Genomic DNA, 25,617 nt, shown 5'->3' on the forward strand with positions numbered 1-25,617 from the left:
TTTAATAAAATTTTATGGAGTATAATATAAGTGTATGAATAAAATTTATACACAAAAAAATTAAAGTGCTCGTTAGTATTAATTTATTAATAATTGTGTATTAATTAGAAAAGAAATAAATTTTATAAGATATTAGTTATGATATAAAAAGTTAATTAAAATAAATATTAATAATAATAAAACAATAACTATAAATAATTTTTTTCATTATATTCAAATGAAAAATTTTAGCTATTAATAGTTATTTATAATTAAAATTTAAAAGGAATATAGTTAGGAAAAATAAAAATGTTAAAAATAGATAGAGTAAATAAAAAATTTAAGAACAAAGAAGTTCTCAGGGATATTTCTTTCTCTCTAGAGAAAGGTAAATGTTATGGACTTTTTGGAAATAATGGAGTAGGCAAAACAACTTTAACAAAAATTATTTTTAATGAACTTAATAGAACCTCAGGTGAAATTTATTTAGATAATATAGAACAAAAAAATATTGACTTTAAAGAATGATATTTTTTTACAGAGAATAATGAATTACCAAATGATATTAGTGTTCAAAATTTTATTGAACTATTAGTGAATTTAAATTCTCTTTCAAAAGATGAATATAAAAATCGAATGGAATACTTAAGTAGTATTTTTGATGCTAAAAAGTTTTGAAAAATTAAAATAAAAAATTTATCTGCGGGTCAAAAAAAATTATTATCTTTATATGCTTGTATGCTCTTAAAACCTAAAATAATTTTCTTTGATGAACCAACTGCAAATTTAGATATTAAGAATAAGGAAATAATTTTAAATGTAATTAAAAAATTAAAATCTGAAAATACCATTATCGTAATAATTACTCATTTAATTTTAGAAGTTCAAGAATTGATTGATCACATATTAATGATGGATAATGGACAAATAACTTACGACTCAAATTTTAAAAAGAATGACGATATTAATGAAATATTTAGTAAATATAGTTCAGGTCTATCTGATGATGTAAAGAATAGTTTAGAGGAATATCTGAATGAAAAATAAAAAGAATATATTTAAAATACCATTTATGAATCAAATAATTATTTTTAAAAATCAAAAAGTAAATTGATTAATATATATAAGTTCACTGTTTATTATTTTTATCTCTGAACTTATTTCATCAATTATTTTTACTACAAATAAAAATGTTCAAAGTACTTATTTAGCAATTAATTTAATTATGATAGTAAATTCAATAGTAATTTTATTTATTACAATTTATTACAGTTTAACGATATTGTTTAATCAAATCTTAGACAATACTTATAAATTGGAATTAAGGTATGGAATTAGTAAAAGAAATATTTTTTTTACTAGAGTTATATTTATATTGACAATTTTATTTTCATTTTTATTTATTAGTTTAATAAAATCAATTTGCTTTTACTTATTTTTTGCTATAAATCATAAAGCAGATATTTTAGTATATAGAATCTATATTTCTGTATATGCTTGATACACAATTTTTATTTTGCTAGTATTTTCAGTTACTATTTTAATTTCTATGTTATTGAAAAAAGAATCAACTATCGGAACTATTGCAACTCTGTTCTCAGTAATATTACTAGTAATAGTTAGTTCTTTAGGTATGATTTCAACTCTTAATTCTTCATCAAGAATCAAGCAATTAAATAATATTGCTATTAATTTTAGTTATTCAAATCATCAATATCAAGAAATTCAAAAAGATGATGAAATTTTAAACTTGTATCTTGCTTTACAAGAATCAGAATTCATGTCTATGAGTATGCAAGAGGTAATGGCAGGTTATAATACTTGAGATTTAGAAATTCAACAAAGCGCTTTAGTATTTAAAGAATTATCTTTTGAAATAAAAGAGATTTTTGAAAATTCAAATATTAATTCATGAGAAAATGTATATGAATTCACTGATGACTATAATAATAATTTTGAGCAACTAGCTAAATTAGCAAAAAAGGCTATTAAAACTAAGAGTGATTCAAAGTATAAATCAGTTTATAATTTTGTTAATAAAGATATTGTCAATTATTTTTATTATCAAGAATTGGATTTAGCTTATAAACCTGAAAAATTAAATACTAATCCAGAATTAGAAGAAAAAATTAAGAATAATTATAATCCTGATGAGTACTTATTTACAAGAGCACTTATGAATAAGCTATATTATAAAACTTCAGATAGATTATTTGAAAAGATGAGAATTAGCATGATAACAACTGATGATATCATTGCTGCACAAAATCTTGAGAATATAAAGAATATATTTAATCCGCTTAGACATATTACTTTAATGTTTCAATCAATAGATTATCAAAATGAAGTTTTAATTAATCAAATTGGAGCAAGTCAAATGTTATTTTCTAGTCTAAATAACATAAAAATATATTCTAATGACTCACAAGTTACTATAAAAACTAAAAGGTATTTAAATATTGAAATATTGTATGTGTTTTATACACTAATCTCACTACTTTTAATTTTTGGATCATATTCAATTTTTATTAAGAAAAATAATTATTAGTAGAAATTTTTAATCACCAAATTAATTTTATATTTCAAAATTTGTATAAAATTAGTTTTATACAAAAAATTATTTTTTCATATTCCCATTTTTATAAACAAGCGTTTACTGGAGTATGAAAAAATTTTTGTATTTTCAATATTATTTTTAATATATTTTTATTTTTATAAACACTTATTTAGTACAAAATAATTTATTTTTTTGCACTTATAGTTTTTATAATAATTTTAGTAATAGAAAAGAGGGATATGAATAAGTATAATTTAATTTTCAAAATGTAAGAAAGGATAAAAAAATGAAAAAAATAATTAGTATGTTGTCAGTTTTGACACTTGGAGTAACAGGAGTAAACTCTGTTGTTGTAGCAAACCAATATAGAAATAATGCAAATGAAGTTCTTGGTAATCAAATTAATTGAAATAAATTGGAAGAAAATTTATTGACAATGTTTGATGGGATATTAGATGAATCAAATGAAAATAAGGAAATGTTATTAAAAGCTCGTGAAGAGTCTTTAAAATATTATGATAATGTGAAAAATAATAATTTATCTCTTGATAAAATTAATAGTAATTTAACAGAAATGTCAAAAAAATATGAGAACCAATATAAAAATGAAATTACTAGGGTAGATACTAGTACAAATAAAGTAAATATTGATTTTTTTAATTATTCAAATTATTTTTCAAACTCAAAAAAAGTTGAAAATTATGAAGATGCAAAGGCTTCATTATCTAAATTTTCAAAAGATCTTGCTATTGCTCAAAATACACTATCAACATTAGCAGTAGTAGCTGGAATTGCTGCAGCTGGTTTTTGAGCAGCTGCTTGATGATTTGGTATTAGCATTCCATGAGCAGTAGCTGCTACTGCTGTTGGAGCTTCACTTGGTGTAGCCTCGGCTTCAATAGGATTTTATAGACAAAAACATAATTTAAATCCAAATTTACTTAGTGCAGTAGCATGGTCGATTAATATTAGAACACTTGCTTCAGCTTTTAAAGAAATTGTATACCCAGTATTAATTATGACAGAGACCACAGTAACAGCATCATCATGAGCTGTTCCTGCAGCTCTTGCTGCAGTTGGAGCTATATTTGTAATATATGCTTGAGTATCAGAATTTGCATAGTTACATATTTTAAATTTATCTTTTTATAGAGATAAATTTTTTTTATTTTATCTCTATAAAACATTATTTTTTCAATAGTCAAAATAAGTTACATAATAATTTACAATTGAACTCTGTTAACTTTTTAAACTTAGCAAAAAATTATCTACAAAATTTTATATCTTTTTTTTAGATTTAATAAAGACTATAAAAGAAGTAAAATGGACCATAGTAGATATAAATATTTTATAAATTTTTATATGCAAAGCACCTTAAAAGCATAAAGAAGTAAATAAATTATTTGAAATGTATTTTGAATAATTTATTAAATTTACTAATTAACACCAAGAAATTTTAATGAAGGACAAAATATTTAAAATTGAAGTTGTTAAAGTAAAAAGAAAAAGTAATAGAGTAGAATGAAACTATAGTATTATTGAAAAGCTAGAACATGGCTTTAATTTACATTGCATAAGAGTTTAGTAAAATGAATTATACTTAAAACATTGCAAAAAATTTAAGAGAAATTGATTGAAACTCAAATAAAACATATTAGGTACTTTCTTAAGACTGAACCCTTTTATTTTAACAAATAGAGCAGATATTGAATTTAAATCAAATGATTCAAAAGAAAATGCATATATTAATAGAGAATATAAGAGTTACTTTACTATTATTAAAATTGATATAAATTTTTTAATAGAATATATATATTTAATAATTTAAATTTTATGTTTGCAAATTCAATAAGAATCATAGAAAAATGCAACGAATAATACTATTATAAAGTATTTAAATTTTGTTTATTTTCAAATGAGGAATAAAATAAAAAACAATTGCTTTACTAAATTAATTATTAAAAATATGTTCGTTAAGAAGAAATAAAACATAAAATGTATAATTTAAATTGCAATATGTTAAAATTATTAATGATATTAAATATGCAATGCTTTGAATTAAGGATGTAACTTATAGTTCAAACTTTATTTATTATGAAAGTCAAGATCTAGTGATTGAAGCTGTTAAAAAAAGTGCTAAACAAAATAGTAATATAAATGTACAAGTTTATAAAACATATTTATATAATTATCAAACAAGTTTAGGTTTAACTATACCGTTATTAGCTTATGACAATGATATTATGTCAGCTATAAATAAGATTATAGAAATTGAATCATCAAATATTTATTAATTTATTTTAAAAGGAGAAAATTATGAAAAAGATATTAACAGCATTTACAGCATTTACATTATTTGCTTCAACCTCACTTTCTGTTATTTCTTGTGAAACAGAAAAGGGATTTTATTTCCCAGATCAACCAAAAAATGGAGAGGATATTGTAAATAGTTTAGATAATTATATTTTTGAGCAAGAGCGCATGCAAGGGATTTGATCAAAGGAACAGGAAGAATGTCAATATTGTAGTAAAGATGAACAAGATGCAATAAAATTGAAAAGTGAAGCTTGACAAAGATATTGAATCTGTGAAACATTTATTAGAGCTTTTTCAGCCTATAAAATGACACAATTAGGATATGACTATTTAAAGTCTAATAAATGACCTGGGGAGGCTTATATGTCAATTCCTCTCTCTATTTTTGATGACTTTGTTGATTCTTGACAAAAAGATGAAACTTTAAATAGTAATACAAAAGAGTATATGTTAGAGATTCAAAAATGAGCAAAAAAAGAAGCCATTCACGAATAAAATAATTAGACTAAAATTAATTTTAAAAATGTTGCACTTTGTGCAACATTTTTAATTTATTCAAAATTTTAAGTTATATTTTTTTAGATAAAACATTTTTAATTTTTATCTTTTATGTCTATCTTTTAAAAAAAATATACAATGAATTTAGTAGAGTGTTATCAGAGAAGGGAATAAAGAATGATAAAGATTTCAAATTTAGTTTATGTTTATAAAAATAGAAAAGTAGTAGATATTAGCAAATTAATAATTAAACAAGGAGAAAAAATTGCTATAGTTGGGCTTAATGGGGCAGGAAAACTACTCTTGTAGAAATTATTTTAAAATTGAAAAAACTTATGAGGGAGAAGTTATTTTTGATAGGAACTATATATCAAATGCTGTTTTTCAAGATTCAAATTTTATTTCAGATATAAATCTAAGAGAAATTTTTTATTTATATTGTAATCTGTATTCAATAAAAAAAAGTCATTTTAAATATTTTCAAAAATTTAATTTACTTGATGTTGAAAATAATAAATTCAAAAATATATCAGGTGGGCAACAACAAAAATTTAAATTTTTAATTTCGCTTTTAAATGATCCAACTTTATTGATTCTAGATGAAATATCAACCTCGCTTGATTATATATGAAGAAATAAAATTGTTGATGTTATTAATCAATATTTGGAAATTAAAAAAGAAATAATTTTACTACTTATTTCTCATGATCCAAAAGAGATTGCAAGTATTTGCAACAGGGTTCTTTTTATGAAAAGAGAAAAAATAATTATTGATATTAATTTAAAAGGTTCATACAAACAAAGACAGAAAGATATTGAAGGGTTGATGAAAGAAAGTATATAAAATTGAAATAACGAGATTTATTTAAACTCAAATTAATTGAGTTTTTAGTTTAATTTTTCCAATTGTTTTATTACGTATTTTTGGTTTTTTATTAAAAAAGGGAATCAATTGATTATAGCTATATGGCAATAATTTTAATTGCTTCTTTAACATGTACAATAATTCCAATTAATATTAATCTTTGCACTGATAAACTAGAAAAAAGAATAAAACATTATTTTATTATTGATAAGGCAATGAAAAAATATATTAGTGCTTTATATGTTGTTAATCTAATTATATTTGAAGTAGTCTCTTTAATAATTTTTTTACTTGCACTCATATTTTTTAAAATTAATGTAGATTATAAAGTGATTTTAATGTTTTTGACATTTCGACTTATTTCCTATACGTTTGGCTTTATCATCGCAATTATTTTAGGAAGTATTACTAATTCAATTAATGGTATTACTCCATTATCAATGCTTGTATTTTGAACTATAATTTTTATTTCTGGAATTACATTACCTTTGTAAATAATGTGAAAGCATTATTATTATCTAGAAGTTTTAACTCCTTTTAGCTCTTTATTTATGTTATATAATAAAGACATTAATTTAATTTTCTTATCATCTATTCAAATTCTTTGTGCCATTATTTCATTATATTCCTGAACAATCTATATCTTCTATCTTTATTTAACAAAATGAAATATTTTTTATGAATTTTTTTCATATTTCTTAAATAAATTTAAATAAATCAAGTACAATATAAGTGTATTAATAGTCATAAACAAAAGGAAGTAGAAATTATAGATATAAAAGTCATAAATATTTAAAAATTCAAACCAAGAAAAATATCAAAGAAATATTTTGCCAAGAAATCCAAAAAAAGTTGGAGAGTCATCAGATTTTAATGATGAAAAATAAATAAATATTTTTAATGAAAAATTAAAAAAACAATTGATTTAATCAATATAAAGGGCAAGTACAAAATTTAATATATCAAAAATGAGAGCCCTGTAAGGAGAAATTAAAAGCATTTTAACTTAACTAATAATAGTATGAACTTAGCTATCATGGATGAGGAATAAAATTATTCATCTAGTTCTAAACATAGAATTAAAATGTATCTAAAAGGACATTGAGTAGGTTAATATAAATATGAAATAACTTTTAGCTCTCAAGCATCATTGGATTATAACAAAGGTTCAACAAATTGACATGCTGCATATACAGCATTTAAATTTAATGAGGCTATTTTAGCTTAAAAATGTTTTTTATAGTAAATAAGTAATTTTATTTGAAATTACTTATATATTATTTATTTTAATAAAATAATATTGAAAGGATAAGAATATGATAGAAATAAAAAATTTAACTAAAATTTTTAAAAATGGAATAGGTCTACATGATATAAATATAAAGTTAAATTCTGGTGAAATAACTGCCATTCTTGGACCAAATGGTGCAGGAAAGTCTACGCTATTAAAATTAATTTTTAGAGAGTACAAAAAGGATAGTGGTGAAATAATTTATAATATTGGAAATGAAGATTTAAAAAAATTTAGTTTCTTTACAGATCATTCTCTTTTTCCAAAAAATGTTTCTCTAAATTACTTTTGTATGTATAATGCACAGTTATCTGGAATTAAATCTAAAGATGCAAAAAAAAGATTGGAACATTTACTAAAAATATTAGATTTAGAAAAATATAAAAATAAATCTTTTAAATCTTTATCTGCAGGTATGCAAAAAAGAGCAATGCTTGCAGCGACTTTAATAAATGATCCTGAATTTATTTTTTTTGATGAGCCAACTGCAAACTTAGATATTAATTCTAGGAAAGAGTTAATTAATCTAATTAAAAATATGAAAGATAAAAATAAAACAATAGTTATCACAAGCCACATTTTGGATGAACTTCAAAATATAATAGATAGAGTTATAATTATTGATTCTGGAAAAATAGTTTTAGATAAGAAATATGATAAAAATAAAGAAAATTTAGAGACACTATATTTTAGTATTATAAAGGGACAAGATGAAAGTAAGTCTTTTGATAAATTATTGGAGTGAAATAATTAGTTATGTTTTTTTATACATCTTTTAAATTTTCAATTTTAAGTATTATTAAATCAAAAACTTTTATAGCAATTAATTCTATATTTTTATTATTAATTATTTTATTAAACTTATCTTTTGGATTGTTTATAAGAATTTCACAAAGCGAAATGGCACAGTTATTTTTACTAGAATATATCAATATTATTATAATTATGATTCAAATAACAGTTCTTTCGCTCTTATTTTCAAATGATTTCTTCTATAATCAAAAGAGAAATGGAATTAAAACAATAGAGGTCAAAAATGGAATGAAAATTTGACAAATATTTTTTTCAAAGTTAGTTGCTATAATATTAATGATATTTTTAGTATCGTTTTGTATCTCAACTATTGTTGTAATAGAGAATTTAATTATTTTTAGTGAAAATATTTATGTTACAAAATTAATTTTTGTTAATTTGTATTTAATTTTTCTTGTTCCTTTCTTTATATTTAGCTTAAATTTAATAATTTTATGTCTTAATATGCAAAAACTTACTTTAATATTTTCAAGTTTTTTTCTAGGCTTACTTAGTTTATTTCATTTTTTTAATGCTGCTGTGTATGACTTTGAGAGCTATAATCCAGAAGCTGCTGGTTCTAACAATGTTGAAATATCCAATTATGATATTTATTTCAATTACTACATTTTAGATTATAAAAAAAATAATAAGAGCGAAAATAAATTATTGCTGGATTTAGAAGAATATAATAGTGAAAATTTAAATTTAAAAGAGTTATTATATTATGATGGAGAAGAAAATCTTGAGTGCAATGAATTAGAAAAAAATGAACTTACTTGTGATGTTAAAAAATATTATAGATATTTTTTAAGTTATAATTCATTTTATAGAAGCGGGGGTCTTTTCTATGATATTGATCTCTTTAATAAATTTAACAAAGAATTTCTAGTAAATTTTGCAAACTATAGAGAATTAAAATTTAATGAGGATCTAATAGAAAAAAATATTTTATTTAAGGAATTATATAACTTTGATATTGAAAAATCTAAATATGATTTATTTGAAAAAAATAACTATTTAATAAATAGTTCTAATATTCTTATAGAATTAAAATTTTATATTAAAAATTTAGAAAAATATTTTAAAAATAATCAGGAGTTAAATTACTACTATAGTGATTTAAAAAAAATAAATAATGTTATTTTAGACATGTACGAAAAGGGTTTCTATTTTAAAAATGAATTGTATTTTTTAAGTAATTCTATAGGTCAAGTATCAAAAGACGATTATAATATTTTTAGAGAAGATTTTATATCACTAAGTCCAATAGAAAAAAGACAAAAAGTTTTTGAATTGCAAGATATATCAAATGGAAAATCTGTTCATCAATCAATTCTTTTTTATATAATTAATAATTATAAGGGTGATAAGTTATATACAAATAAAGTTCAAAAACCAAATGACTATATACCAAATTTCTATAAAATGTCTAATTATTATACAAGTCCATTTTTATGATTAGAATTTTTTGCAAAATTTGGTTTTGTTGAAAAGAAATTTGATAATATAAGTACGATTAATAGTTCACATTTTATTCAAACAAATAATTTTTTAAAATTGGATTATGATATTTATCAAGAAGATGAAAGTTCAATTGAAAGATTCATAATTAAAGATTATAATTATAGAGGTCCAAATACTGCCTTGTTAGTTTTTTTAATTTTACTTTATTGCACATTATTAATAGTTCTTTCCTATGTATTCTATAAAATGAATTTTTATAAATAACTTAATAAATATTTATATACTTGATTATCTTTCAAAAAATAAAGCTATAAATAAATTTAATTTTATTTATAGCTTTTTTATTTTAAAGTTATAAATTAAAAATTTTATTTTTGTGGATTTTCTTCATATTTATTAAATAAAGTAAATAAAAATATAAGTGTATAATTAATTATACACAAAATGAAAAAAAGAAGAAACTTTTAGTTATTTTATCTAGTATTAGTTTATCAATAGTTGCTGTTCAAAGATTAGTTTTTTGAAGGAAATCAAATTACTTTAGAAAAAAGTAATAATTACCTTAATTCTGAATATTAACTATAAATTTAGATGAGATAAATTTAAAGACTGGTTAGGTAAATTTATATACAATTAGAAATAAATTAGATGATTAAAGGGAGGTCACACTAAAAATTTTAATATACTTATCAAGTATAAATAAAGATCTAAAAGGAGTTAAAACGTCTAAATAATAGTAGAGTTTTCACATTATTGTCAAAGGCAAGGATTAATATTAATTGACATTATTGTACATGTTAAAGAAAGAATTATAATTATTGTCATATAGTCATACTCAATTAATTCCTTTTTTAATAAAAACCAAAAATAAGTATTAAAGAAATTGGAAAAATTAAACTAAATACTCAATTAATTGGAGTTTTAATAAATGTCATTATTTCAACTTTATACACTTTCTTTCATCATCCTGTCAATATCTCTCTGTTTCTTTTTATATGAGCCTTCCAAATTAATATCAATAATTATTTTTCCTCTTTTCATAAAAGAACTCTGTTGCAAATACTTCTTATTTCCCTTGAATTATGAGAAATAAGTAGTAAAATTATTTCAGATGTTAGATATGTAGTTTATCGAATTAAGGATATAAATGATACATCTAACTTTATTTATTATCAAAGTCAAGATTTGGCACTTGAAGCTGTTAAAAAAAGTGCTAAACAAAAGAGTAATATAAATGTACAAGTTTATAAAACATATTTATATAATTATCAAACAAGTTTAGGTTTACTATACCGTTATTAGTTTATGACAATGATATTATGTCAGCTATAAAAAAGATTATAGAAATTGAATCATCAAATATTTATTAATTTATTTTTAAAGGAGAAAATTATGAAAAAAATATTAACTTTATTTACAGCATTTACATTATTTGCTTCAACCTCGCTTTCTGTTATTTCTTGTGAAACGGAAAAGGGATTTTATTTACCAGATCAACCAAAAAATGGAGAAGATATTGTAAATAGTTTAGATAATTACCATATTGAGCAAGAGCGCATGGAAGTGATTTCAGGAAAGGAACTTGATGAATGTAAATATTGTAGTAAAGATGAACAAAATACAATAAAATTGAAAAGTGAAGCTTGACAAAGAAGTTGAATCTATGAAGCATTTATTTTAGCTTTTTTATCTTATAAAATGACACAATTAGAATATGACTATTTAGAGTCTAAAAAAATACCTGAAGAGACTTATATCATAATTACTCTCTCTATTTTTGATGACTTTGTTGGTTATCGACAAAAAGATGAAACTTTAAATAATAATACAAAAGAGTATATATTGGAGATTCAAAAATGAGCAAAAAAAGAAGCCATTCACGAATAAAATAATTAGACTCAAATTAATTTTAAAAATGTTGCACTTTGTGCAACATTTTTAATTTATTCAGAATTTTAAGTTATATTTTTTTAGATAAAACATTTTTAATTTTTATCTTTTATCTCTATCTTTTAAAAAAAATATACAATGAATTTAGTAGAATGTTATCAGAGAAGGGAATAAAGAATGATAAAGATTTCAAATTTAGTTTATCTTTATAAAAATAGAAAAGTAGTAGATATTAGCAAATTAATAATTAAACAAGGAGAAAAAATTGCTATAGTTGGGCTTAATGGGGCAGGAAAAACTACTCTTGTAGAAATTATTTTAAAATTGAAAAAACTTATGAGGGAGAAGTTATTTTTGATAGGAACTATATATCAAATGCTGTTTTTCAAGATTCAAATTTTATTTCAGATATAAATCTAAGAGAAATTTTTTATTTATATTGTAATCTGTATTCAATAAAAAAAAGTCATTTTAAATTTTTAATTTCGCTTTTAAATGATCCAACTTTATTGGTTCTAGATGAAATACCAACTTCGCTTGATTATAAATGAAAAAATAAAATTATTGATGTTATTAATCAATATTTGAAATTTAGAAAAGCAATAATTTCGCTACTTGTTTCTCATAACCCAAAGGAAATAGCAAGTATTTGCAGCAGAGCTATTTTTATTAAAAAGGGAATCAAATGAGTATGGTTATATGGCAATAATTTTTAATTGCTTATTTAACATTTACAGTAGTGCCAATTAGTATTAATCTTTGCTCTGATAAAGTAGAAAAAGAATAAAAGATTATTTTATTATTGGTAAGTGAATGAAAAAATATATTAATGTTTTATATGTTGTTAATTTAATTATACTTGAATTAGTTTCTTTAATATTTTTTTACTTTCATTCATATTTTTTGGAATTAATGTAGATTATAAAGTAATTTTAATGTTTTGACATTTCCACTTATTTTCTATACATTTGGCTTTATAATCGCAATTATTTTAGAAAGTACTAATAATTCAATTAATGGTATTATTCTATTATCAATGCTTTCATTTCGAATTATAATTTTTATTTTTGGAATTATGTTACATTTGCAAATAATGTGAAAACATTACTATTATCTAGAAGTTTTAACTCTTTTTGATCTTTATTTCTGCTGTATAATAAAGTCATTAAGTTAATTTGCTTATTATCTATTCAAATTATTTTTTTTCATTATTTCATTATGTTTCTGAACAATCTATATCTTCTATTTGTACTTTATTTAACAAAATGAAATATTTTTTTGAAAAGTTCATTTTTTAAGAATTTTCTTCATATTTCTTAAATAAATTTAAATAAAGTAAGTAAAATATAAGTGTATGAATAGTCATAAAGAAAAGGAAACAAAAATTATAGATATAAAAAGGAATAAAAGTCATAAATATTTAAAAATTTTAAATCAAGAAAAATATCAAAGAAATATTTTTTCAAGACATTCAAAAAAGTTGTAGCGCATTTTATCCAATTAAGGATGTAACTTATAGTTCAAACTTTATTTATTATCAAAGTCAAGATCTAGTGATTGAAGCTGTTAAAAAAAGTGCTAAACAAAAGAGTAATATAAATGTACAAGTTTATAAAACATATTTATATAATTATCAAACAAGTTTAGGTTTACTATACCGTTATTAGTTTATGACAATGATATTATGTCAGCTATAAATAAGATTATAGAAATTGAATCATCAAATATTTATTAATTTATTTTTAAAGGAGAAAATTATGAAAAAAATATTAACTTTATTTACAGCATTTACATTATTTGCTTCAACCTCGCTTTCTGTTATTTCTTGTGAAACGGAAAAGGGATTTTATTTACCAGATCAACCAAAAAATGGAGAAGATATTGTAAATAGTTTAGATAATTATTTTATTGAGCAAGAGCGCACGAGAGGGATTTGATCAAAGGAACTTGAGGAATGTAAATATTGTAGTGAAGATGAACAAAATGCAATAAAATTGAAAAGTGAAGCTTGACAAAGAAATTCAATCTATGAAGCATTTATTTTAGCTTTTTTATCTTATAAAATGACACAATTAGGATATGACTATTTAGAGTCTAAAAAAATACCTGAACAGACTTATATCATATATAATCTCTCTATTTTTGATGACTTTGTTGGTTATCGACAAAAAGATGAAACTTTAAATAATAATACAAAAGATTATATATTAGAAATTCAAAAATGAGCAAAAAAAGAAGTCATTCACGAATAGAATAATTAGACTCAAATTAATTTTAAAAATGTTGCACTTTGTGCAACATTTTTAATTTATTCAGAATTTTAAGTTATATTTTTTTAGATAAAACATTTTTAATTTTTATCTTTTATCTCTATCTTTTAAAAAAAATATACAATGAATTTAGTAGAATGTTATCAGAGAAGGGAATAAAGAATGATAAAGATTTCAAATTTAGTTTATCTTTACAAAAATAGAAAAGTAGTAGATATTAGCAAATTAATAATTAAACAAGGAGAAAAAATTGCTATAGTTGGGCTTAATGGGGCAGGAAAAACTACTCTTGTAGAAATTATTTTAAAATTAAAAAAACCTTATGAGGGAGAAGTAATTTTTGATAGGAACTATATATCAAATGCTGTTTTTCAAGATTCAAATTTTATTTCAGATATAAATCTAAGAGAAATTTTTTATTTATATTGTAATCTGTATTCAATAAAAAAAAGTCATTTTAAATATTTTCAAAAATTTAATTTACTTGATGTTGAAAATAATAAATTCAAAAATATATCAGGTGGGCAACAACAAAAATTTAAATTTTTAATTTCGCTTTTAAATGATCCAACTTTATTGGTTCTAGATGAAATATCAACCTCGCTTGATTATATATGAAGAAATAAAATTGTTGATATTATTAATCAATATTTGGAAATTAAAAAAGAAATAATTTTACTACTTATTTCTCATGATCCAAAAGAGATTGCAAGTATTTGCAACAGGGTTCTTTTTATGAAAACAGGAAAAATAATTATTGATATTAATTTGAAAGGTTCATACAAACAAAGACAGAAAGATATTGAAAGGTTGATGAAAGAAAGTGTATAAAGTTGAAATAATGAGATTTATTAAAACTCCAATTAATTGAGTATTTAGTTTAATTTTTCCAATTGCTTTATTACTTATTTTTGGTTTTTTATTAGAAAGGGAATCAATTGAGTATGGATATATGGCAATAATTTTAATTGTTTCTTTAACATGTACAATAATGCCAATTAGTATTAATCTTTGCTCTGATAAAGTAGAAAAAAGAATAAAACATTATTTTATTATTAATAAAGCAATGAAAAAATATATTAGTGCTTTATATATTGTTAATTTAATTATATTTGAATTAGTCTCTTTAATAATTTTTTTACTTTCATTCATATTTTTTAAAATTAATGTAGATTATAAAGTCATTTTAATGTTTTTGACATTTCCACTTATTTCCTATACGTTTGGCTTTATCATCGCAATTATTTTAGGAAGTATTATTAATTCAATTAATGGTATTATTCCATTATCAATGCTTGTATTTTGAACTATAATTTTTATTTCTGGAATTACATTACCTTTGCAAATAATGTGAAAACATTACTATTATCTAGAAGTTTTAACTCCTTTTGGTTCTTTATTTATGCTATATAATAAAGTCATTAATTCAATTTCTTTATCATCTATTCAAATTCTTTTTGCCATTATTTCATTATGTTTCTGAATAATCTTATCTCCAATTTGTATTTTTCTTGCATTGAAAAGTATAAAGAAATAAAATGAAATATTTTTTTTAAAAAGTTCATTTTTTGTGAATTTTAATCATATTTTTTAAATATATTTAAAAATGGTAAGTAAAATATAAGTGTATGAGTAATCATACACGAAAGGAAAAAAATGAATAAACTCTTAGGTATCTTATCTAGTATTAGTTTATTAATAGCTGCCGTTCCAGTATTAGTTTTTGAAAAAAATCAAATTACTTTAGAAAAAAATAATAATTACCTTAATTCTGAATATGCAACTATAAATTTAGATGAGCTAAATTTAAAAACTGGTGAAGTAAATTTATATGCAATTAGAAATAAATTAGACAATGAAAAAAAAGTTACACTAAAACTTTTAATGGATTTATCAAACTCAAATAAAGAAAATAAGGAATTTTCACTAATTATAAAATCAGTTGCAAAAAACTTTGAAGATTGAATTGTGATCATACCTGAATTGCCTCTTGAAAATAAAAAAACAGTAGGATTATTTTCACTTACATATATCTGAGAAAGTAATCAATTTAAGGGAATACTGATGCTTGATAATCTTTTATTATCAAATGAAAGTGTAGCAGTAAAACTAAGTCTTACAAGTGTTATTAAAGAAACTCGCATAAACAAAATTAAAAAGCTAACTAAAGAAAATTTGGAAAGTAAAATTTTATTTCAAAATCTTCAATATGGATTAGAAACAAGAGATTTTTCAATTGATACAATAAATTATGAATATGCAATAGTTACAGTTACTAAAGAATCGAAATATAGTTGGCAAGTAGAAATTACATATGAAAGTGTACTTGAGGATATTGTAAGAGTTGAAGCAAATTTAGCTAGATCTGATGTGTATAATTCAGAGCAATCAGATTTTAAAACTAGTGCTGTAGAAATAGATATCGATTTAGGAAAAGAAAAGCTTTTAGAAAAATTTAAATATATTGACTATAATTTAGGTGCAAATTATTATACTCAGGGAATGGGAAGATTTGAATATATAGTTAATAAGAATAATCCAGAAACAATAGAATATGAATATAAAGATAAAAGTCATCTTAAACCAAGTTATGAAATAATTGAATTAATAGAAAATACTACTATTAATGTTTTTGAATTAACTTATAAAAATGTAAATTGGGAAAAAGATCAAGGGTCTTTAATAACTACATGATTAAGCGATTTTAAATTGGAAATAAGATTAAATGTAAATACCTGAGTTTGAGCATCAGCTTGAAATACAACTTGGGCTAGAGCAGAAGCAAGACTGTCGTTATCGGACATTAAATTCAGTTAAATATGAAAAAAAAATTATTACTTTCATATTTAATATCTGCAATCATTCCAACAAGTTTGATTGTAGGGTGCGGCCCAACATTTGTAGTTAAACCCGAAGAAAATATTTCGTGAATTTCTCAGGAGCTTATTGAAAAAGTAATTAATACTACTGTTCAAGAATTTGAAACATATTTATTAGAAACCTATGGAAGTAATGAAAACCCAAAAAAAAATTTTTATGATTTTGAAGATGATGTAAAAGAAAACAATATGTTTAATTATTTGTTTAATAAACTTGAAACTATATATAAAATAAATAAAAATAAGTTTTTAGATAGAAAAAAATATCCCAAAGATGACATAAAGGTGTTTCTAAAACAAAAAGAAATCAAAAATCACTGCGAAATAATTGAAAGTGGGGAATGTTTCAATTGAAACTTTTTCAAAATTGATGATAAATTATTTAAAGTTGGAGAATATGATTTTGGAAATTTTAATATAAAGATTACATCTTCCAAAACAAAATTTTATTTTTATAAAAAAAATTTAATTTTTCCTATTAGAAATTACTGAATTGATAAAAAGAATTTTACAGATCTTTGAGAAAGACATAATTCAACTAATGAAATCAAAATTCAAAATATTTCTAGTAAGGATGACTACTTTACAATTCCAAATTTTGAAAAAATGGAACCAGAAGGATTACATTTAAAAGATCAATTTGATTTCATTACACATATTGAAGACATTTTTGGAAATTGATATTGAGATATTAAAAAAACAAGTAGTTTTATATATAGCATGTTTAGTGATAGACTTAGAAATATTGTTCCTATTACATCCAGATATAATGCAAGAAATTTTTATCAGAAAAATCCTAAAGTAAATTTCTGTAAAATAAATCCTAAAGTAAATTTGGATGAGGATAGTTTTCATTACTGCGCTCAGTTAGAAAAAATTAAAAGTGAATTAAATAGCTTAAATTCAGAAAATAATGAAATTGAAATATCATTTAATGTACCATTAAATAAGAAATATTTGGGTATACTAAAGCCTGAAAATATGAAATCTAGTTTTAAAATGTATTTTGGTAAAATTAAATTTCTTGAAAAGAATAAGTATAAATATTATTCTGTTAATGACTAGTAGAATAGTAAAAATATTATAAACTAATATCTTTACTATTGTTTTATCTATTGTGCTATTTAAAATTTATGAATCTTTTAATTTATAATAATAAATTTTTATTAATTATTTCAATTTTTTAAATTTTGTTATCTTTTTAATTTTTTAAAAATAAAGTAATTAAGATATGAGTTTATACAAATTGTATTGGAAGGAAAAAAATATGAATAAACTATTAAGTATTTTATCTAGTATAAGTTTATTAATTACTTCTATTCCCACATTAGCTTTGGAAAACAATCAACTAATTTTAGATGAAAAAGAAAAAGATCATCTTTATTCGAAGTATGCAACTATAAATTTAGATGAGCTAAATTTAAAAATTGGAGAAGTAAATTTATATACAATTAGAAATAAATTAGATGATGAAAAAGAAGTGACAATGTTTTTATTAGTAGAATTAATTAAAAATAATGATAACAAAGATAAAGAACAAGAAATTACTGAACTTATAAAATCTATTGTAAAAAACTTTGAAGATTGATTAATAACTCTGCCCCAATTGCCTTTAATTGAAGGAAGCAAAACAACTGGAAATTTATCTATGTTATATTTAGGGGAGAATAATGACATTGTGGGAATATTAAATATTGAAAATATATCTTTAATAAATAAAAATAAAAACACAAAATATGAATTAAGCAATATAATAAGAGACACAGATATTAACAATATCTCAAAATTAAATAAAGAAATTTTAGAAGAAAATATTCTACAGAAAAATATTAAATATGGTTTAAAAGAAACTTATTTTTCAATACAGACAATAACTTATGAAAGTGCTATTGCTAAGGCAACTGAAATTTCACATTATAGTGGATTTGTAATTATAACTTTTGATGATATTTTTAAAAATATCAAAAATACTGCAACAGAATTAGCACAATCTGATGCATATAATTCAGAACAGTCAAATTTTAAAACTAGTGCAATAGAATTGGATATTGATTTAGGAAAAAATAATTTTCTAAATTCTTATACATATATGGATTATAGTTTAAATGCTAATTATTATACTCAGGGAATGGGAAGATTCAATTATACTATAAATCAAACACAAATTGATCCAAAATATGAGGCGTATAAAAATACTAATCATGTTAAACCAAAATATAAAAGAATAAATCTCAATGAAAACACAACCATTAATACTTTTGAATTAATGTATAAAAATGTAAATCAAGAAAAAACTTTTGGAACATTGACTACTAGATGATTAAGTGATTTTAAATTTGAAATAAGATTAAATGTAAATACTTGGGTTTGAGCAACAGCTTGAAATGCTTATTGGGCTAGAGCAGAAGCAAGTATGGCGATATTAGAAATTAGGTTTAGTTAATTATGAAAAAACAAGCCATTTTTTATTCAATTATTACAGCAATTATTCCAAGTACTTTAGCAATAAGTTGTGCTCCAAATATTATAATAGAACCTGAATTTATTGCTATTCCTTCAAAAATTGTTGAACAAGTTTATAGAAATACAATAAAAGATTTTGAAAATTTTTTAATTGGAGAATATGGGAATGATATTAATCCCAAACTTGATTTTTATTCTTTTGAATATCATATAGAAAATAAGCAAATAATAAAAAATACAGTTAACAAGCTTAATTATTTTTTTGAAATAAATAAGAGAAAATTTTTACAAAATGTTAAATATAAAGCAGATGATATTTATTTTGAAGTAGTTAAAAAAGAGGAAAATTATAATTGTTTAACACTTGATGGAAAGCAATGTGCATTTAATAATATTTACAGTTTAGATGAAAATAAAATAAAAATAGGAGATTATCATCTGGGGAATTTTTCTATAATTATATTTTCCAAATTAAGTGATGAGTTTACTTATACCAAAAATATAGTTTATCCTGTTAAAAATTATTGAATTGATAAAAAAAGCATTTTGAAACTTTGAGATACTCATAACTCTTTTAATAAACAACAAGTTGAATTTATCTTTAAAAAGAACTATCAATATACAATACCAAATTTTTTGGGATTAGAACCTGAGGATTACAGCTTACAAGCTCAATTTGATTTTATTGAGAAAACTGAAGATATTTTTGGTAATTGATATTGAGAAATGAAAAAATCAAAAAGCCTTATTTATAAAAATCTAAGTAATAGTTTTATAGATATTACACCATATAATAGTAAATATAATTTCAAAAATTTTTATAAGAAAAATCCAAATAAAGGATTTTGTGAAATAACTGCATCTGAAAACCCAGAAGTAGATAAGTTTCATTATTGTGGTCAATTTGAAACTATTAAAAATAAATTAATTAACCACAAAATATCATCTAAGAATAATAATATTGACATGTACATTAATGTAAATTTAAACTCTGATTATTTAGGTATATTGGAACCTTCAATTACAGACTTTACTTATAAATTCTTTTTTGGAAGTTTTTTAAAACTAAGCGAAAATATTTTTATATACCATTTTGATAATTTATTTTACGAATAGATGTGTATTATAAAGCCAGTATTTATTTACTGGTTTTATAATACACATTTACTAATTTTCTTTAAATATTAGTAAATTCAAATTTTTTTAAAAATTTCAATAATAAAAAAAGTAGTTTATAATTAATAAAGAAGTACATTATAAGTTAATTAATATTTTAATAAAAATTATTCTAAGGTTCAAAGGATAAAAGTTATATAATATTACATTAATCAATATTATAATGTTTTTGTTTTATAATATTACCTAATAAAAAATATTGTAAAAAAATTAATAAAATTTTTGCTAAAATTCATTTTTGTAAATTAAACATTATTTTAATAATAGTATTTAAATTCATTATTAAATTCTAATAGAAAGAAAATATTTATGAAAAACAAAGATCAATCAGTTAATTCAAAAAATTTTAAATTAAATTATGAGTATGATTTTTTTTGAGTCATATCTATTTCTGGATTCATTTCGCTAATTATATTAATTATTTCTTTAGCTATTATTAATTTTTTAAATATTAATTTCATCTACTTAATTGCTCTAACATCATTTTGAATACCTTTTATAATACTATTCTTTGTCACTAAAAAATTTATTAAAGAGTATAGAAAGAAAAAAATAAATAGAAATTATCAAAAATTAAGATTATTTGATTGATCTACATTTTATAAAAATAATTCAATAGAAAACATTGAGATTCTCAATGTTGATATTAAAACTTTTTTTGTACCAATGGAAAAACTATTTGTAAAAAATGACTTAATATTTAATGATGGTTTTAATATTTTAGAGGATATGATGAATGAAGAACATTTTATAAATAGATTTAAAATAAATAATATTATAAATTTTAAAATTAAAAAACAACAAATAGAAATTATATTTAATGAAATATTTTTAGATGAAAAAACAAATAAAATTTATTGTAAAATAAAAATAAAATTCTTTAATGCAGATTCAAAAAATATTGAGTTTAATGATTTTCAAAATTTCTTTGATAAAAAAAATAAATATAAATTAGAAAAAAATAATGATAATATAATTATTACTTTTTATAAAAATATTAATAGGTATAATGACCTAGAAAACTTGAATAGCAAATATGTAGATCAGTTTAACTTTGTAAATACAATCTCTATTATCCCTGGTCTTTTTTCCATGAGAAAAATGTCAAATAAGAATTTGCATAAGAAAATGATAGATATTGTTAAAAGAGATTGCTTAAACTTGAAAAACTTTAATTTTTTTGATAGTTTTCCTGAAGGATAGAGTAACTTAATTATTTGCACTCAAATAAATGAAATCTTTAATTATTGCAAAATATCATATAAGATATTATTAAATAGAACAAAGAGGTAAAAAAAATATGAAAGCTGTTATTTTAAATTGCTCAAAAACGTATAATGATTCAATGAGTAGAGATGAAGTCTATAATATTGCAAAAGGGTGCTGAACTGCTAAAATGCAAATAATTAGTGATGTTAATTTAGTATTAGTTGTTGCAAATAAAAAAGTTGTATGTGTATTTAAACCAAAAGAATGATTATTGTGTAATTGCTCTAATCAAACAAAATCTAAAATTCATTTTACAGTCACTGATTTAAATGAAGAAAGAGACAATCATTATTTAAATAAAAAATTGCTTATGCATTTTCAAAATCCTGTCAAATATTTTAATGAAGAAGATGAAATTTGAGAGAAATAATACTTTTTCTGTTTCAATTTGTTTAGTATTATAAATTGCTTTGTAATAATATGATATTGTACTAGTTGTATTTTTTCAAAATAGAATATGATATTGGTTAAGAAGAAAATAGTTTAATAAATAGGTTAGCTTATAATCATAAGAAATAAAATACTGTTTGCTTATTAGTTTTTTTAATCTACTCTAGTTCACATTATTAATAACTCTTTTCTATGTATTTCATGAAATAAATTTTACAAATAATTTTTCACGATAAACTTTAAAAATAACCAGTTGAAAAACAATATGTTTTTTTCAAAAAATTAATCAAATTACTTCATAATTTGTTTAATTTTATTGTATATTTTTGTAAAATTTACTATATTAACTATTTAAATATAGAGATATGATATAATAATAAAACTAAAATAAATTATGCTTAATTTTTTTAGTGAGTACTTATTCAGATTATCTGCTTATCTGCTTATCTGCTTATCTGCTTATCTGCTTATCTGCTTATCTGCTTATCTGCTTATCTGCTTATCTGCTTATCTGCTTATCTGCTTATCTGCTTATCAGGTTATCAGGTTATCAGGTTATCAGGTTATCAGGTTATCAGGTTATCAGGTTATCAGGTTAATCTAGTCTGAGTGCTTTCTATTTAAAAATTAAATATAATTTATTTTCGTTTATATTTGAATAATATCTTTTATTTCATAGTATTATAATGACTTTATATATTAGTTTAATTCAAAGTTATTTAAAACAGTTTAAAGAAAATAAATATTAAAAATTTATAATGATAAATAATTTAACAAGTTCAAAATAAAAAAATATTAGCTAAATCAACTTTTGCTTTATATAGAACACAACTTGTTATATAAAATTTATTTTAGTAAGTTAATTATATTGAGGTAAGTTATGAACTTAAAATATGATAAAAAAAATATTAATAAAATATTAATTCTTATATTAATTCTTTCAATTTTGAATTTCAGTATTTCAATTTTGATTCCATTATTTATTATTTATAAAATTATTTTATTTAAACCATCAAGAAAAGCAGTTGACAATATAATTAAATACAGTCTCTTAATAATATTTTCGCCAATAATTTTTATATTGTGGTGATTAATATTAATTTGTGTTTCAATATCAATAGTATTGTTAAATATAATAGCCTTTATATATATTATTTTTTTAATGTTTTTATCTTTTAAAGTAATTTATAAAATTTTCAAATTCATAATTAATCAATTTTTTATTAAGCAAGAGAATCTGAGTACAGAAATATTTAGTTTAAAAAATTGGCTTTATAATAATTATTTAATAATTATTTCAAAAATAAATCAAAAGAATAAATTGACAATAAACAAGGTGGTTTCTCCTCCAAAGTTAACTATTTAAAATTAAAATAAATTAGGAAAAATAACTTAGGAGAAGAGAAAAATGAAAAACGATTCAAACATTTTATTAAAAAATGTAATTAAAAACAAAATATTAAATGATATTAACATATCAATTATTAAAGGACAAACAGTAGCAATAATGGGTTATAGTGGTTCAGGTAAAACAACGTTATTGAATTTAATGTCTGGACTAGATACTCCTGATTCAGGAACAATAATTATTAACGGCACAACAATAAACTTGATAAAAGAACCACGTTTAACAGAATTTAGATCAAAAAATATCTCGTATATTTTTCAAGATTATAAATTGATTGAATATTTATCTATAAATGAAAATATTACATTAATACAAGATATAAATAAAATTAAAATAAATAAAAACAAATTTGATAATATTTGTAAAAAATTAAATATTACAAATTTATTAGATAAAAAAGTAAGTCAACTTTCAGGTGGTCAAAAGCAGAGAGTGGCAATTGCTAGAGCTTTAATTGGTGATAATGATTTTATTTTTGCAGACGAACCAACAGGAGCTTTAGATATGATGACTAGAGATGTAATAATAAAGGAATTAATTGAAAACTCTAAAGTATTTAATAAAACTTTAGTAGTTGTAACTCATGACCCCATGGTAGCAAAATGAATGGAAAAGGTTATCTTTATTGATGATCATAAGATTGAATCAATAAATGAAAGAATGAATGTTAATGATATTGAATTAAAAATGGAATCACTTTTTAAAAATGTTTAGAACAGCTGTTCAACAAGTAAAAAGAAATTGAAAAATTTCATTATCTACATTCTTTATAATTTTTATTTCTTCAACTTTTATTTCTACATTTTTAAATATTTTTTTATCAACATTGGGTCAAACAGAAGATGAGTTTAATACTGCAGGATTTGCTGTAATTTATTTCTCAATGGTTTTATTAATATCTGTGATAATGGTAAAAATAACTACTAACATGAATTTTGAGTTAAAGAGAGATCAATATTATGATCTTAGAATTTTAGGATTTAAAAATAGTCAAATAAGAAAAATAATATTTTATGAAAACATTATATTTATTTTACCATTTATGATATTGTCATATATTATTTCATATCCTTTATCAATGTTATTTATTGAGCAATTAAAAAGAGATGCAATCTTTAGTGAATCTTTTAAACTTATTATAAATCCAATTCAAATTATAATTTATATTTTATTAGCAACTTTATTTGTATTACTACTATTATTTATATCAACTAAAAAAATAAATATTATTAATACCAAAAAAATAATTACAAGAAAAAAAGAAATTATTTCAATAATAATTTCTACTATAATTTCACTATTTCTATTGGCATCTTCTATAGGGATTTATATATCAGGACCAACAATTGATGGGGCAACATATTTATTTGGTGGGTTATTTCTCATTGCGTCTATTGCAGTGATTATTAAACCCTTATGTAAATTAATTATTTACTTTTTAAATATAGTTTTTTGTAAGAATAAAACAACAGTATTTTGTTTAAAGGAGTTTGAACATTCAAAAAACAAATTACTAAATATTTCAATAATGTATATAATAACAGCATTTTTTGCCTCTTATTCCTTTTCATTTTTGAACTTTAAAAGTGAAAGACCAATTGCATATTTGGAGATTGATCCAAATGAAATTTATGCAAATGGCTTAGCATTCTTGGGAAAAATAATTTTTATAGTTGTTGGTGTTTATTCTTTTGCCATGTCAATATCTAGTACTGCTATTTTTATACTTGAAAACAAGAATACGTATCTATCACTTATGATAATGGGATATAGAACATCAAATATTATTTGACATATAGTTAAACAATCAATTTTACTATGCATAATAACAACACTTTTTTCTTATATACCTTCATTATTTATAATAATAACAATTGATAAAAAAATTATAACTGAACTTATGTGACTATGAATCACTATTCCAATATTTGTTTTGTCAACATTTTTAATTACTGCAATATCAATTGTAGTTCCAGTAATTAAATCAAATAAAAAATAAAGTAAGAATTTTACATAATATTAAAAGTAATATCATTTGAGATGTTACTTTTTTTATATATATAATTTAATTCATTATTTAAAGACAATAATATCTGTTAAAAAAGAA

General features: G+C 21.2%; 25 protein-coding genes. All 25 read left to right on the plus strand.

Translation table 4 applies throughout. The annotated features are described in order from the left end of the window. Nucleotides 1-288: 288 nt before the first annotated feature. Complete coding sequence (locus SCANT_RS02110; protein ID WP_053946074.1) at nucleotides 289-1,026, plus strand: ATP-binding cassette domain-containing protein; 738 nt, start codon at nucleotides 289-291, stop codon at nucleotides 1,024-1,026. Further along, nucleotides 1,016-2,527 carry an ABC-2 transporter permease gene (locus SCANT_RS02115; protein WP_053946075.1) on the plus strand — a complete coding sequence of 504 codons (1,512 nt, stop codon included), beginning with the start codon at nucleotides 1,016-1,018 and terminating at the stop codon, nucleotides 2,525-2,527. The genes SCANT_RS02110 and SCANT_RS02115 overlap by 11 nt, the downstream gene beginning before the upstream one ends. A gap of 295 nt (nucleotides 2,528-2,822) precedes the next feature. Next, nucleotides 2,823-3,659: a hypothetical protein gene (locus SCANT_RS02120; RefSeq protein WP_053946076.1), complete on the plus strand. Its 837-nt coding sequence runs from the start codon at nucleotides 2,823-2,825 to the stop codon at nucleotides 3,657-3,659. Between the two features lie 336 nt (nucleotides 3,660-3,995). After that, nucleotides 3,996-4,121, plus strand: a complete 126-nt coding sequence (locus tag SCANT_RS05555; RefSeq protein WP_268794791.1) for a hypothetical protein — start codon at nucleotides 3,996-3,998, stop codon at nucleotides 4,119-4,121. Nucleotides 4,122-4,584: 463 nt separating this feature from the next. Continuing rightward, nucleotides 4,585-4,830 carry a hypothetical protein gene (locus SCANT_RS02125; protein ID WP_144416873.1) on the plus strand — a complete coding sequence of 82 codons (246 nt, stop codon included), beginning with the start codon at nucleotides 4,585-4,587 and terminating at the stop codon, nucleotides 4,828-4,830. A gap of 22 nt (nucleotides 4,831-4,852) precedes the next feature. After that, nucleotides 4,853-5,347 carry a lipoprotein gene (locus SCANT_RS02130; protein WP_053946078.1) on the plus strand — a complete coding sequence of 165 codons (495 nt, stop codon included), beginning with the start codon at nucleotides 4,853-4,855 and terminating at the stop codon, nucleotides 5,345-5,347. A gap of 180 nt (nucleotides 5,348-5,527) precedes the next feature. Then, entirely contained in the window at nucleotides 5,528-5,659 is a 132-nt protein-coding gene (locus SCANT_RS05560; protein ID WP_268794792.1) for a P-loop NTPase family protein, read from the plus strand. Continuing rightward, the gene (locus SCANT_RS02135) at nucleotides 5,634-6,194 is read left to right on the plus strand and encodes an ATP-binding cassette domain-containing protein (RefSeq protein WP_053946079.1); all 561 of its coding nucleotides are present in this window, start codon (nucleotides 5,634-5,636) and stop codon (nucleotides 6,192-6,194) included. The genes SCANT_RS05560 and SCANT_RS02135 overlap by 26 nt, the downstream gene beginning before the upstream one ends. Before the next feature lie 122 nt (nucleotides 6,195-6,316). Continuing rightward, nucleotides 6,317-6,709, plus strand: a complete 393-nt coding sequence (locus tag SCANT_RS02140; protein ID WP_053946080.1) for a hypothetical protein — start codon at nucleotides 6,317-6,319, stop codon at nucleotides 6,707-6,709. Nucleotides 6,710-7,531: 822 nt separating this feature from the next. After that, nucleotides 7,532-8,260 (plus strand): ABC transporter ATP-binding protein, encoded by a 729-nt coding sequence (locus tag SCANT_RS02145; protein WP_053946081.1) that lies wholly within the window; start codon nucleotides 7,532-7,534, stop codon nucleotides 8,258-8,260. A gap of 2 nt (nucleotides 8,261-8,262) precedes the next feature. Further along, nucleotides 8,263-10,029 carry an ABC transporter permease gene (locus tag SCANT_RS02150; RefSeq protein ID WP_053946082.1) on the plus strand — a complete coding sequence of 589 codons (1,767 nt, stop codon included), beginning with the start codon at nucleotides 8,263-8,265 and terminating at the stop codon, nucleotides 10,027-10,029. Between the two features lie 789 nt (nucleotides 10,030-10,818). Continuing rightward, nucleotides 10,819-11,067, plus strand: a complete 249-nt coding sequence (locus SCANT_RS02155) for a hypothetical protein (RefSeq protein WP_053946083.1) — start codon at nucleotides 10,819-10,821, stop codon at nucleotides 11,065-11,067. Nucleotides 11,068-11,157: 90 nt separating this feature from the next. After that, complete coding sequence (locus SCANT_RS02160; protein ID WP_053946084.1) at nucleotides 11,158-11,652, plus strand: lipoprotein; 495 nt, start codon at nucleotides 11,158-11,160, stop codon at nucleotides 11,650-11,652. Nucleotides 11,653-11,832: 180 nt separating this feature from the next. Then, entirely contained in the window at nucleotides 11,833-12,069 is a 237-nt protein-coding gene (locus SCANT_RS05585) for an ATP-binding cassette domain-containing protein (RefSeq protein WP_053946085.1), read from the plus strand. A 1,343-nt stretch (nucleotides 12,070-13,412) separates the two neighbouring features. Then, nucleotides 13,413-13,907, plus strand: a complete 495-nt coding sequence (locus tag SCANT_RS02170; protein WP_053946086.1) for a lipoprotein — start codon at nucleotides 13,413-13,415, stop codon at nucleotides 13,905-13,907. 180 nt (nucleotides 13,908-14,087) lie between these two features. Then, entirely contained in the window at nucleotides 14,088-14,756 is a 669-nt protein-coding gene (locus tag SCANT_RS02175) for an ATP-binding cassette domain-containing protein (protein ID WP_053946087.1), read from the plus strand. A 10-nt stretch (nucleotides 14,757-14,766) separates the two neighbouring features. Continuing rightward, nucleotides 14,767-15,462 (plus strand): hypothetical protein, encoded by a 696-nt coding sequence (locus SCANT_RS02180; protein ID WP_144416874.1) that lies wholly within the window; start codon nucleotides 14,767-14,769, stop codon nucleotides 15,460-15,462. Nucleotides 15,463-15,581: 119 nt separating this feature from the next. Next, nucleotides 15,582-16,742, plus strand: a complete 1,161-nt coding sequence (locus SCANT_RS02185; protein ID WP_053946089.1) for a hypothetical protein — start codon at nucleotides 15,582-15,584, stop codon at nucleotides 16,740-16,742. 2 nt (nucleotides 16,743-16,744) lie between these two features. Next, nucleotides 16,745-17,869 carry a hypothetical protein gene (locus tag SCANT_RS02190; protein ID WP_053946090.1) on the plus strand — a complete coding sequence of 375 codons (1,125 nt, stop codon included), beginning with the start codon at nucleotides 16,745-16,747 and terminating at the stop codon, nucleotides 17,867-17,869. A gap of 202 nt (nucleotides 17,870-18,071) precedes the next feature. Next, the gene (locus tag SCANT_RS02195; protein ID WP_053946091.1) at nucleotides 18,072-19,247 is read left to right on the plus strand and encodes a hypothetical protein; all 1,176 of its coding nucleotides are present in this window, start codon (nucleotides 18,072-18,074) and stop codon (nucleotides 19,245-19,247) included. Between the two features lie 2 nt (nucleotides 19,248-19,249). Then, a complete protein-coding gene (locus SCANT_RS02200; protein ID WP_053946092.1) occupies nucleotides 19,250-20,383 on the plus strand; it encodes a hypothetical protein in 1,134 nt (377 codons plus the stop codon). A gap of 369 nt (nucleotides 20,384-20,752) precedes the next feature. Then, a complete protein-coding gene (locus SCANT_RS02205) occupies nucleotides 20,753-21,646 on the plus strand; it encodes a hypothetical protein (RefSeq protein WP_053946093.1) in 894 nt (297 codons plus the stop codon). Nucleotides 21,647-21,743: 97 nt separating this feature from the next. Next, nucleotides 21,744-22,082 (plus strand): hypothetical protein, encoded by a 339-nt coding sequence (locus SCANT_RS02210; RefSeq protein ID WP_053946094.1) that lies wholly within the window; start codon nucleotides 21,744-21,746, stop codon nucleotides 22,080-22,082. Nucleotides 22,083-23,510: 1,428 nt separating this feature from the next. Then, entirely contained in the window at nucleotides 23,511-24,224 is a 714-nt protein-coding gene (locus SCANT_RS02220) for an ABC transporter ATP-binding protein (RefSeq protein WP_053946096.1), read from the plus strand. Then, nucleotides 24,217-25,509 carry an FtsX-like permease family protein gene (locus tag SCANT_RS02225; RefSeq protein ID WP_053946097.1) on the plus strand — a complete coding sequence of 431 codons (1,293 nt, stop codon included), beginning with the start codon at nucleotides 24,217-24,219 and terminating at the stop codon, nucleotides 25,507-25,509. The genes SCANT_RS02220 and SCANT_RS02225 overlap by 8 nt, the downstream gene beginning before the upstream one ends. The last annotated feature ends 108 nt before the right edge of the window (nucleotides 25,510-25,617 follow it).

The organism is Spiroplasma cantharicola, assembly GCF_001281045.1.
In the GTDB taxonomy this organism is placed as follows: Bacteria; Bacillota_I; Bacilli_A; order Mycoplasmatales; family Mycoplasmataceae; genus Spiroplasma_A; species Spiroplasma_A cantharicola.